Annotated in this window: 14 protein-coding genes and 1 pseudogene; 13 read left to right on the top strand and 2 right to left on the bottom strand. The window is 57.4% G+C overall.

Annotated features, from left to right (window positions below):
• The 11 genes and pseudogenes from ABF979_RS14335 to ABF979_RS14285 all read left to right on the top strand — a co-directional run.
• Positions 1 to 1,472 (top strand): annotated as a pseudogene (locus ABF979_RS14335) (hypothetical protein); the annotation flags it as partial.
• A 3-nt stretch (positions 1,473 to 1,475) separates the two neighbouring features.
• On the top strand, positions 1,476 to 3,770 hold the full coding sequence (locus ABF979_RS14330; protein WP_279185357.1) for a DotA/TraY family protein: 2,295 nt from the start codon (positions 1,476 to 1,478) through the stop codon (positions 3,768 to 3,770).
• An 11-nt stretch (positions 3,771 to 3,781) separates the two neighbouring features.
• Positions 3,782 to 4,231 carry a hypothetical protein gene (locus ABF979_RS14325; RefSeq protein ID WP_415560504.1) on the top strand — a complete coding sequence of 150 codons (450 nt, stop codon included), beginning with the start codon at positions 3,782 to 3,784 and terminating at the stop codon, positions 4,229 to 4,231.
• On the top strand, positions 4,228 to 4,518 hold the full coding sequence (locus ABF979_RS14320; RefSeq protein ID WP_279185355.1) for a hypothetical protein: 291 nt from the start codon (positions 4,228 to 4,230) through the stop codon (positions 4,516 to 4,518). The genes ABF979_RS14325 and ABF979_RS14320 overlap by 4 nt, the downstream gene beginning before the upstream one ends.
• A gap of 137 nt (positions 4,519 to 4,655) precedes the next feature.
• Positions 4,656 to 5,315, top strand: a complete 660-nt coding sequence (locus ABF979_RS14315) for an NYN domain-containing protein (protein ID WP_165926267.1) — start codon at positions 4,656 to 4,658, stop codon at positions 5,313 to 5,315.
• 214 nt (positions 5,316 to 5,529) lie between these two features.
• Complete coding sequence (locus ABF979_RS14310; RefSeq protein ID WP_279185354.1) at positions 5,530 to 5,697, top strand: hypothetical protein; 168 nt, start codon at positions 5,530 to 5,532, stop codon at positions 5,695 to 5,697.
• Between the two features lie 80 nt (positions 5,698 to 5,777).
• A complete protein-coding gene (locus ABF979_RS14305; protein WP_415560503.1) occupies positions 5,778 to 6,248 on the top strand; it encodes an SH3 domain-containing protein in 471 nt (156 codons plus the stop codon).
• Positions 6,249 to 6,293: 45 nt separating this feature from the next.
• Complete coding sequence (locus tag ABF979_RS14300; RefSeq protein WP_415451017.1) at positions 6,294 to 6,674, top strand: type II toxin-antitoxin system RelE/ParE family toxin; 381 nt, start codon at positions 6,294 to 6,296, stop codon at positions 6,672 to 6,674.
• Complete coding sequence (locus ABF979_RS14295; protein ID WP_059024944.1) at positions 6,661 to 7,002, top strand: XRE family transcriptional regulator; 342 nt, start codon at positions 6,661 to 6,663, stop codon at positions 7,000 to 7,002. The genes ABF979_RS14300 and ABF979_RS14295 overlap by 14 nt, the downstream gene beginning before the upstream one ends.
• Positions 7,003 to 7,125: 123 nt before the next feature.
• Positions 7,126 to 7,395: an antitoxin gene (locus ABF979_RS14290; protein ID WP_157065415.1), complete on the top strand. Its 270-nt coding sequence runs from the start codon at positions 7,126 to 7,128 to the stop codon at positions 7,393 to 7,395.
• Positions 7,392 to 7,823 (top strand): type II toxin-antitoxin system VapC family toxin, encoded by a 432-nt coding sequence (locus ABF979_RS14285; protein ID WP_059024942.1) that lies wholly within the window; start codon positions 7,392 to 7,394, stop codon positions 7,821 to 7,823. The genes ABF979_RS14290 and ABF979_RS14285 overlap by 4 nt, the downstream gene beginning before the upstream one ends.
• A 24-nt stretch (positions 7,824 to 7,847) precedes the next feature.
• On the opposite strand, the gene ABF979_RS14280 is transcribed toward ABF979_RS14285, so the two are convergent.
• Together ABF979_RS14280 and ABF979_RS14275 are read right to left on the bottom strand one after the other, a co-directional pair.
• The gene (locus ABF979_RS14280; protein ID WP_415560502.1) at positions 7,848 to 8,291 is read right to left on the bottom strand and encodes a hypothetical protein; all 444 of its coding nucleotides are present in this window, start codon (positions 8,289 to 8,291) and stop codon (positions 7,848 to 7,850) included.
• On the bottom strand, positions 8,288 to 9,265 hold the full coding sequence (locus ABF979_RS14275) for a DsbC family protein (protein WP_415560501.1): 978 nt from the start codon (positions 9,263 to 9,265) through the stop codon (positions 8,288 to 8,290). Before ABF979_RS14275 ends, ABF979_RS14280 begins: the two co-directional genes overlap by 4 nt.
• A 129-nt stretch (positions 9,266 to 9,394) precedes the next feature.
• Here ABF979_RS14275 and ABF979_RS14270 point away from each other — a divergent pair, with 129 nt between their 5' ends.
• Both ABF979_RS14270 and ABF979_RS14265 read left to right on the top strand, forming a co-directional pair.
• On the top strand, positions 9,395 to 9,868 hold the full coding sequence (locus tag ABF979_RS14270) for an SH3 domain-containing protein (protein WP_415560500.1): 474 nt from the start codon (positions 9,395 to 9,397) through the stop codon (positions 9,866 to 9,868).
• Positions 9,865 to 10,602 (top strand): transglycosylase SLT domain-containing protein, encoded by a 738-nt coding sequence (locus ABF979_RS14265; RefSeq protein ID WP_415560499.1) that lies wholly within the window; start codon positions 9,865 to 9,867, stop codon positions 10,600 to 10,602. Before ABF979_RS14270 ends, ABF979_RS14265 begins: the two co-directional genes overlap by 4 nt.
• Positions 10,603 to 10,696: the final 94 nt, after the last annotated feature.

The following is a 10,696-nucleotide window of genomic DNA, read 5'->3' as shown; positions in this document are numbered from 1 at the left end:
ACCGCCAGCTTGTCGCGGATATTCGTAATGCCAGCGTAGAACTGGGCTCTTTGCCGGCGGAACAGCAGACCTCTTTTCTGATTACGGCCGGGGTAAACGCCCTTGAGGCCAGAGCCGCACTGGCTGGTGTCGCGCCCGCACCGCAGCCGGTCCCTGTTGCGCAACCCGCTCCGGCTCCTCAGCCTACGCCGGTCGTAGCGCCAGAAGCGTCCGTTGCAGTCCCTGAAGTTGTGTCAGAAAATGTTGCACAGGCTGGCCCGGCTGTCGCTCAGCCCGAGCCCGGTGTTGCGGAGCCGGTGTCTGCGGTTGCGGCGAGCGTTGTCGCCGAAAGCACCACGCAGGCGGCTTCTCATGAGGCGACAGTTGATCCGCGACAGGAGGTGGGTGAGACCGTGCGACCTGCCAGCGAGCCAGACGTGGACCAGGATGATCCCTCACACGGCCATGCTTCCATGAATATTCCGTTTGGTGACGAAAACGGTAATCCAGTCTCCCGTGCTGGCGAAGCAGTAGAAGCGTCGGGAGGAGAACCGAAGGCGCAAACCGCACAAGACGACAGCCAGACTTCCAGAGAGCAAAAAGCTCAAGCGGGTATTAGTGCGCAGCAGGAAAACGATATCCGCAATGAAGACATGAACAACCAACAGGAAGCCCAAAATACCCCCCCTGAGCAGCAGCAAGGGCCTCAGCAGAAGCAGGCGGAGCAGACCAACGGGCAAAAGGAACAAGCCAAAACTCATGGCCAAACTCAAAATTCGCAAGGCGAGCAATTAGAGCCCAAAGCTACATCTGTAGAACAGGCTCAGACCACGGCCCAAGCGCAGCCCAAACAGGCCCAACCGGCACAGGCTCCTGTGGGTAGTCTGGCAGGGCATGCTGTGTCCAAGGTGGCCAATATTGCCAAATCGTGGTTAGCAAATCAGGCTGTCGCATCTGACCAGCGCCGGATCGATAGTCTGATCGCAACGGTAGACAGTGACATCCGTACAGCCGACACGAACTATCAGGATCTCAAACAGACCGCTGCGCCCTTTTTTAAAAAAATGGAAGAAACAGCCAGACAGGAAGGCGTTAAACCTGCTGCGCTGATTGCCAGCATGGGTGAGGGCGGCAAGCATCATGGCCTGTGGCAGGAGTTCGAGAAGCTTCGCCTGTCCGATGAACGGGTAGGCAAGGCTTACAGTAACCTGGGCCACACACTGCAGAATATGCGTCTCAACCTTGGCTCTCTGCAGAGTGAGGCCGCTGAACGCGGTGCGACCAACGCCCAGTCCGTTGTCGATGTCGAAGAGAGGGCCGGCCAGAAAGCCATGGAGATGGAGGACGTGCCCGGTCGCAATCCCGGCGAGAGTCTGATCAAGAACATCGGGGGCGCACTCGAACGCATCATGGAGAAGGTGAAGGCCCGTTTTTTGGCCCTTACCCAGGGACGTGAGCAGGGGCGCGATAACAGCCCGTCCATGGGAGCCTGAGCCATGCGCGGTGTGTCCAAAATGGCGCGGCTTTCGCCGCCACTGGTGGCAGCCTTACTTGGAGGGTTGGTTCTGCTTCACGCGGGGCCAGCCCACGCCACGAACGGGTTCGAGAATGTAAGCTGGGCAGACCTTGTTGCTGGTGATGACTGGTCTTCGCGAGTTCTCGATAGCCTGTTCCCGATGGACGGCACCGCGGATACGGCCACCGGCACCCTGCTGCAATGGTTTACCACCTTTGTCTCCATTATGGCGTGCTTCTGGATCATGTATTCCATCCTGGCGCAGATTCAGAAAACGGCTGAAACCGGGAAGGTGTTCTCCGCCAGTTTTGGCGGCTGGGTGCCAGTGCGTGCGGTCGGCAGCGTCATTATGATGCTGCCAGTCCTCAACGGATTTTCGCTCGGTCAAAACCTGATTGTGAATTTCGCCAAGGCTTCTATAGGCATGGCCACAATCGAGGAAAAAGTGGTGATGAACTCGGTGGGACCGCGGGCACTCCCTCTGGCAACGCCCATGATCCCGGGCTCGCGCCAGGTTGTGCTCGGTGTCATGGAAAGCGAGATCTGTCGGGCGTTGATCAACAAGGCCTCCAACAACCCCGTTCTTGTTCCTGAACCCACCATCATTGACGATGGCAATGGTACCCTGTCCCTCTCCTATAATATGACGGGCGGCAATGGCACGGCCACCCCAACTTGTGGGCTGATCTCCATCAGCACACCCGTTAAAACCGCGACCACGACCGAATACCAGAGCATTGATTTCAGTAGCGTCAGCAGCCAGCAAATCCAGTCCCTCAAAACGCTGGTGACAAATATCCGCTCCGGTTTACAGAATACCATAACCTCACTGTGGGAAACACGTGACGTTGCAACACTGGGGACACTCGACACGATCTTCGTCGCGCAGACGAACTACCTCAACGGGCAGTTGACAGGTATCGCCTCCAGCGTAGTTGCCGCAGTCAGGAATGCAGCCGGGTCAACAGCCAGTGACAATTCTGCGACCGCAGAACTCCGTTCCCTCGGCTGGACGGGACTTGGGGCTTATTATCTCGAAATTTCCCGCCTGAATGCAGAGGTCATTTCAGTGTCCTCGATCACCCCCGCTGTCGTAGCACCATCATGGGCCGGCACAGGCCCGTATCTGGGGCAGGACCTGCTGCCGTTCCTTCAGAGCGTATCCAGTTATCTCGGCAAGATGGATGCGACACTTCAGACTGCCGACGAGCCAGCTCCCAACAGCACATCACCCCGGCTGTATGCCAATGCCCGTGTCTCTTCAGATAGCACGGCGATCTGGACAAAGGTGCTGACTTACCTGAACTTCGGACCAGGCACGCTTGAACTCATCATGAACCATCTGGTGATGGGCAGCTCTGGCACGGATTGGGTTGATCCCCTTGGAGCCATGATCGGCATGGGGCATCTGCTCATCCATCTGGCCCTGACCGCCATTGCGCTGTCTGTGGCCGCAGGCAGCATGTCTCTCGATATTGGTGCGGGCGTTGCGTCCTTCGTCACGGGACAATGGGGCGCCACGGCTACCGCCGCTGCGGCGACCTTTTTAAGCGGAACGATTACCCGCCTGCTCCCGGTAATTTTTACGGCCTGCCTTTTTCTGCTCTCGGCAGGGGTCACATTGGCCTATGTCCTGCCGATGATGCCCTATCTGTACTGGATTGCCGGCGTTACGGGATGGTTTTTGCTGGTTGTCGAGGCTGTCGCTTATGCGCCTCTCTGGTTCCTTGCCCATATGACGTTCGCAGGAGACGGCATACACGGCAAAGGGGTGCGGGGTTACGAGATTCTTTTCACCATTCTCTTCCGGCCGGCGATGATGGTGATCGGTATGGTGTTCAGCTATACAATATTCTCAGCGTTTTCCTGGCTGCTGATGAAAAGCTTTCTGGTCGCCTCGACCTTTACGCTGGATCATGGCTATCTCACCGATAACTGGGTCGGCCTGATCGCCATGATCATCATGTATTCCGCCATGGAGATGACGACTGCGACATTGTCCTTCCGCCTGATCACCACATTGCCCCATCACATGGCCTCCATGGTCGGATTTGGTGCAGCCAGCCGTGTGGATGCGGAAGAATTCGAAAAATCCTCCAGCCGGCCGGTCGAGCAGGGAGCAGATACTGGTCGTCAGGTTGGCACACAATATCTCGAAGGATTGAAAGACGAGGCAAAAAAAAGTGGTGGCGGTGGTGGTTCTGGTGGTACTGTTCCCGCAATGGATACGACAACGGCTGCACAGGTGCGGCCCATTACACAGACCGATGTTTGAGGGCGTGACCCATGTGCAGTGATTTTGTAACAGCTGGTGCGTTAGGCGGTATTCGCGGATCACTCCGGCGGGTTGCCAGCGATCTGGAGCAGCAGAACCGCACGGTGTCATCTCTGGCCCAGCAGGTGCAGGTCGCCAACCACTGGCAGGTTACGGCTTTCAAGCTCCAGAAAGAAGTGGCTGACTGGAAAGCTTGGGGTAAAAACAACTTAGATTACCTATTAAAAGAAGAGCAGGTTTCAGCCGATCTGCGCCAGCAGCTCGCTCAGGCGCAGGAGGCCCTGCGGGTTGAGAAAGACCGAGGGTGGAAGAAACTGAACGAACTGAACGAGAGGTATAATAAGCTGGTGAGAGATTTCAATAAGCTGGCCCACTGTGTAAACACTGTCAAAGCTCAGCCGGCTAACGCTATTGCGCTCATCACCGCCCTTGAGGCAGAACTGAATGCGCAGCAGGGATGAGGCTGCCTCTTCCGCTACTCGGGTGCATGCTGGCGCTTTCCGGGTGTGCGCACGGCAATCTACGCTCGGCGAATGACAGGCCGCTCAAGCCCCCGCCGGTGCGTCAGGCACAATACGACCCTTATGCGTCTTACGGCTCATCGCCGGCGCGCTGGTCGCCCTCTGTCGCGTCCCGCGATGGCACGATAATCCGCCCGACAGACCCGGTCGATCAGGCCGGCCGCCCGGATTATGAACACGCCAAATGGGCAGTATCACAGGCAACAGGTCGCGCCGGAACCTTCTAATTTGCGCGTAAAGTTTCTTGACCTTCCTGCTTGACGCTAGTATGTTGGCTTCATTCAATCACCTGCGGCGTGCCGTAGGCTCAAAAGGCCATTTCCTTTCGGGGGAATGGCCTTTTGCATATCTAAGGGTCTAACATATGCGTGCAATTGTTTATATTGACGGCTTCAATCTCTATTATCTCTGCTTAAAAAAAACGGCTCATCGTTGGCTTAATCTTGAAGCGCTCGCAAAAGCAGTTATGCCAGCAACTTGCAGCATTGTAGCCGTAAAGTATTTTACAGCCAGAGCCTCTGGACGTGTGAAGCCTGATGCTCCCAAAAAACAGCAGGCTTACCTTAACGCTCTCAAGTCAACACCGATTGTTGAAACCATTTACGGCCGTCATCAAGTGAGCGAAAAATGGTCTGGCCTTGTGCAGCCGCCCCGTTTTTTACCCCGACACCACTTGCCTTCTGGCACCATTCTGGATGTGGCAAAAGTTTGGAAAACGGAAGAGAAGGGGTCAGATGTTAATCTTGGGGTTCACTTAGTTCGAGATGCAGCAAAAGGTTTTTTTGATGTAGCTGGTGTTCTGACCAATGACACGGATCTGTGCTCCGCTATCGAAATGGCATGTACTGATTTTGGTCGGACAGTTCACCTGCTGGCGCCTACGTCAAACCCTGCGACATCTCTCGTAAACGTCGCAACGAGTGTAAGACATGTTATGCCTTACATTGGCCCTAGCCGCTATTTCCCTGATCCCGTAATTTTGCCAGGGTCAGGTAAGAGGATTTTCAAACCTACAACTTGGTAGCCGTGCCCACTCTCTGTCGCGTCCCGCGATGGCACGATCATCCGCCCGACAGACCCGGTCGATCAGGCCGGCCGCCCGGATTATGAACACGCCAAATGGGCTGTCTCACAGGCAACAGGACGCGCCGGAACCTTCTGACCGCGTCACAACTGAAAGCTCCATACTGATCGGGAAACGAGGCAACCGCCTGTCCTGACCAGTATGGAGTTTTTTTATGTGCGCTGAAACCGTGGATCCTGGTGTGTCCAAAACTGCTGAACGACCGGACCAAACGTCCGCAGCGCGACAGCCGCGCTTGCAAACTACGCTAGCCGCTCTGCTGGCAGAGCATCTGAACCGCCGTGCAGCCCAGACTTTGCAGGATCGTGCCCCGGACGAGTAGGCTGATCTGCATACTGGAATCTTCTTTCCCGACAAGCGGTATGCTAATCGACGTGTTCAACCACTTAGAGGGATTTTCCCGTGTCGATTATGCCCAAACTGGCCGTTGTCCTGCTTTCCACCGGCCTGCTCGTGTCGGCCGCACAGGCCCAGACGATGTCGCCTGCCGAACTGGATCGGCTTTCGGCCCAACGGCAGGCCGAAATCGGCCCACGCGACTGGGGCGCGCCTGTCGCAGCAGCTCCCGAGGCGTCGCCCGTACCCCTGAAGGATCCCGCCACCTGTATGTCGCCCCGGACTGAGTTCGAAACGCTCTATGCCGGGCCGAGCAAACATGCGAAAAAAATCGGGGTTGCGCCGTCCCAGATTGCCGTAACGACCACCACATCGGGCGAGTGGACACGGATCATCCGAGGGCAAGGCCGTTACGCCTGGATCCCGACGGCGGACGTTCTGCCATGGCGTTCGACAACCGCCACCGCAGGCACACGCTGCACTGTCGCAGGCATCCGCCCCTCAGATGGCATGGTGGTGTTCTCTTATCAGCAGTGAGCAACACATCTGCAATCACACTTGAATATGCCCTAGAGGGCATATATGGTGAAGTTTATGGCGTGGCTGGTCGAACATACAAACGAGTTCGAACTCTGGTTTGACTCACTGTCCAGCAGCGAGCAGGAGGACGTTTATGCGTCCGGCCTTCTTCTGGAGCAACGCGGCCCCAACCTTAGACACCCTATGTCATCTGGCATTAAGGGTTCGCGGCACAGTCACATGCGTGAATTAAGGGTTCAGAGCGGGGGAAAGCCACTTCGTATCTTTTATGCCTTTGATCCACGTCGCGCTGCGATATTGCTTATCGGCGGCGACAAGACTGGTGACGACCGCTTTTACGTCAATCTGGTGCCTGTGGCGGACGACTTGTACGACATGCACCTACAGGAACTGGAACAGGAGAAGCGACATGGCAAACCGTAAGTCACTGGCGTCTCTGGCGGAAAAACTGTCCCCAGAGGCCCGCGAAAGAGCCGTCCTGAAGGCCCGCGCCATGTCGGATGCCATGGATCTGGCAGAACTGCGGCGAGCTCAAGTGATGTCGCAGAAGCAGATCGCAGCACTCCTTGGGATAAATCAGGCATCTGTTGCAAAAATGGAAAAGCGTACCGACATGTATATCAGCACGCTCCGCAGCTACATTGAAGCGATGGGCGGAGAGCTGCAGATTGTCGCGAAATTTCCAGCACATGCCGTTCCAATCAGAAGCTTCTCTGCGATTGCTACGGAGCCGGATACATATTCTGCCTGACTCGGCTTTCAGGTCCGCAGGCCCCGGCGTTCAGGCCGGAGATAGGGCCGTTCCAATTTGTTCTGGAAACTTTGGTCCGGTACATATACAATATGGCATATACAAGGAGACTCCTCCATGACAATGCCATCCCCTTCTACATCCCGCCCAAGGGAAGTCCGGTTATTCCGTAACAACCGCAGTCAGGCGGTGCGAATTCCTGTTGAGTTTGAGCTGCCAGGAGACCGGGCACTGATCCGGCGTGAAGGCAACCGGCTTATTATCGAGCCGACCGAACGACCGACAACGATGGCCGGGCTTCTGGCTCTATGGAAATCCGAAGAACCACTGGGACCGGATGACCAGTTCCCTGCTATCGAAGATCAGACTGCCAGTCCGGAGGATATCCTTTGAGCGGATACCTTCTGGATACGAACATCATCAGTGATCTGATTCGTAATCCTGCCGGACTTGCCTCGTGTCGCATTGCAAAAGAAAACCCGAAGACGCTCTTCACCAGCGTAATTGTCGCAGCTGAACTACGTTATGGCTGCGCAAAGAAAGGGTCTGCGAGACTGCTGGAACGGGTCGAGAGCGTTCTGAGCATTATCCCGGTCCTGGCGCTGGATGTACCTGCTGATGGCGAATATGGAGGCATCCGGGCCGAGCTGGAAGCGGCAGGGCAACCAATCGGCCTGAACGATCTACTGATTGCTGCCCACGCCTATACCCTCAACCTCACTTTGGTCACGGATAACACCCGTGAGTTCTGTCGTATCAGGGGGCTGAAGGTTGAAAACTGGCTGGAAGCACGGCCTCGTGCCAGAGCGCGACAAGTCTGAGGCTCCAGCGCGACGCAGTGCTCCCTAACGGGGCCAGAGATTGCTTCCCCGTGCGATGAACGTTCCGAACTGCCCGATGCCTCCGGTTCGGAGCATCCAGTTCGAGAAGCTGAGTCTGATAAACTCGGCCAGTAGTGCCAGCAGGATAACCCCGAATTGCAGACTGGTGACACTGGCCAGCCTTGTCCCCTGGTGAACATACGACCAGATCCACACGCACAGAGTGCCCACAAACAGGACCAGGCAGAACCGCCCGTTGCGCCGTGTGGACACCAGCGCCCTGATTGTCGCCGGGTCCATAACGGGAGCAAGAGCCGTGTCGATGGCTGACGCTTCGATGAAGGCTTTCCGGTCGCGCAGATACTGTCGCGACAGGTTAAAGGTGCGCACGCCCCTCACGAATGGCAGGTAAAGCGGAAAGATCAGCCACTTCCCCACTCTTAGAATGGGGCGTGTGGACCGCCTCACCGCCCCAGTTCCCGTATCAGCTGTTCAACATCCCCGGGCAACCCCTCAGTGACATGCGTGGCACTAGCCTTGTCGCGCCAGATGAATGTCGGTGTCCCTGGAACACCGATGGCATTGGCGACAGCCATATTCTGCTGCAGATGAAGAGCCGCCTCGTCTGTGCGGGGCATGTCGTCCGCGACGTGATGCAGATCGATGATCTTCTGCCATGTCGCCCGCATCTCGTATGGCACTGCTGACAACAGCGCTGTGGCGGCCGGGGTGCTGGCATTGCCGTTTTCGTGATCATTGATCGCGATCGGCAGCAGAGCCAGCTGGATCTGGCCACGTGCGACAAAAGGTTCCAGCGTATTGAGTGCGCGGATTGACCAGGGGCAGAGCGGGTCGATCACCATAGTCAGGCGCGGTAGCCCGTCCCGTCCTTCCAGACCGATATTGGCCTGAGCGACGTGCTTGACCTGCTCGGGAGATAATATTCTCCCATCGGCCGATGTACCGTTCTGCCCGGCCGCCGTTTTTCCCGCGGTGATGGTCACGGTAGGGATCGCTCCCTTGATCGGGGCAATGGTATCACGCGTGACGTTGTGCCCGTCCTGCTCCCACAGGACACCGCCAATCAGCGCCTGCCCATCCGGGGTCAGGTAGAAGACCCGGAAGATGTCGCCATTGACGGCATACACACCCTGAAGGCCATGATTCATGACGTGGTTACCGATCTCATAGACTTTCGCACCTGTACTGGTGATGCGTCGGAGTGCAGGGCTTGCTGCAATTTCTTCGGCCGGGATGAGCCGTGGCGTAGGCACGGTCGGCGTGGGGCGCAGGACAGGGCCAGCGTCAGGGGTGCCTGATGGGACAGGCAACGGGGGTGTCACTTCCACAGGGGGCAGGGTTGGGCATTGCTGCGCCTGCGCCAGTGTTGAAAGGGCCACAAGGGTTGTAGCCGCCAGAAGAGCGTTTCGGGAATGTCGCATTGGGGTCTCCTTCTCTCCCCATGATGCGCCAGAGTGTTGTGACGCTCTTTGGAACAAAAGACGAACGCCGAGCGTCACAACGGTCTGCGACATACTGGGGGAAGACCAACAAGGCAAAGGAGCCGCCCCGTGTCGCTCAGATCCACGCTTACCCTCACCCTGCTGGCAGGTGGCCTGCTGGCAGGGCCAGCCTACGCTCAGGATGTGTCGCCTGCCGAACTCGACCGACTGGCTGCTGAACGGCAGGAAGCCATCGGCCCGCGCGACTGGGGACCGCCTGTCGACGCCGCACCTGAGGCACAGCTGATGCCGCTTGGCGGGCACGTGACGTGCATGTCGCCCCGTATGGCGTTTGAACCGGTCTATGCCGGACCTGGGAGCAGCACGAAACAGGTTGGTGTCGCCCCACCCCAGCTTGCGGTTACCACGACGACTTCAGGCGGTTGGACCCGCATCCTGCGCGCGTATGGGAAGGCCGCATGGATACCGACCGAGGATCTACAGCCCTGGACATCCACGACAGCCTCTGCGGGCACACAATGCATCGTGGCTGGGATGAGACCATCTGACGGCATGATTCTCTTCTCATATCCTGGCGCATGACGCGCCCCCTCTCTCTGGCCCGCTGGAGCGGGCTAGGCATGCTGGCTGTATGTATCGTCGCGCGGCCGAGTATTGCGCAGGTGGCCACCCAGATCGTGCCGAGCATCGAGGAGGCTGGTGCGCCGACCTTCGTCTTTCCAGGTGCGCAGACGTCTTCCTCATCAGGGTCAGGCGCATCGGGGAGCGCGGCGCGTTACTCGGGTGCGTGGGGCAGCAGTGATGCGATGTCCAAACTGCTGTCGCAATCCTATGGCGCCGATGCTGTTGCTGCAGCCAAAGCTGCCGGGATCAATCCCGATACGCTCGCAGCTTACGCTCAGATCGAAAGTCATTTCCAGAATACCGGCAACAGCTCTTCATCGGCCACGGGGGTCTGGCAGATCACCAATGGCACATGGAATGACTACGCATCCAAGCTTGGGCTGAGTAGTGCTGACCGGAATGATCCGACGGCGCAGGCGAAAGTCGCCAGTGCCATCATCAGTTCCTATGCCAGCGCTGTTTCCAAATCCACCGGAACACCCGCAACCTCGGCGCAGGTCTACGCCGCCTATATGTTCGGACCGTCGGCCGGTTCAAAGATCGCGGCAGCGACCAGCAGCACACCTCTGAGCAGTCTCGTGTCGCGTTCCTCGCTGGCTGCCAACAACATGAGCGGCTGGACAGTGGGACAATACCTCTCAACCGTCTCGACCCGCATGGGCAGCGGTGCATCCGAAACGGTCACGGGATGAGAACAAAAGCGGAAAAGTTGCGCAATTTTGGACACAAATTCAGTGAAAAAACAGTGTCTTACACGTGGTTTTTTCACTTTTTGATCTTGTCTGA

Origin of the sequence: Gluconobacter sp., assembly GCF_047723935.1 — a bacterium.
In the GTDB taxonomy this organism is placed as follows: domain Bacteria; phylum Pseudomonadota; class Alphaproteobacteria; order Acetobacterales; family Acetobacteraceae; genus Gluconobacter.
Note: the sequence above shows the minus strand (reverse complement) of the source record. Positions and strands in the feature narration are given on the sequence as shown.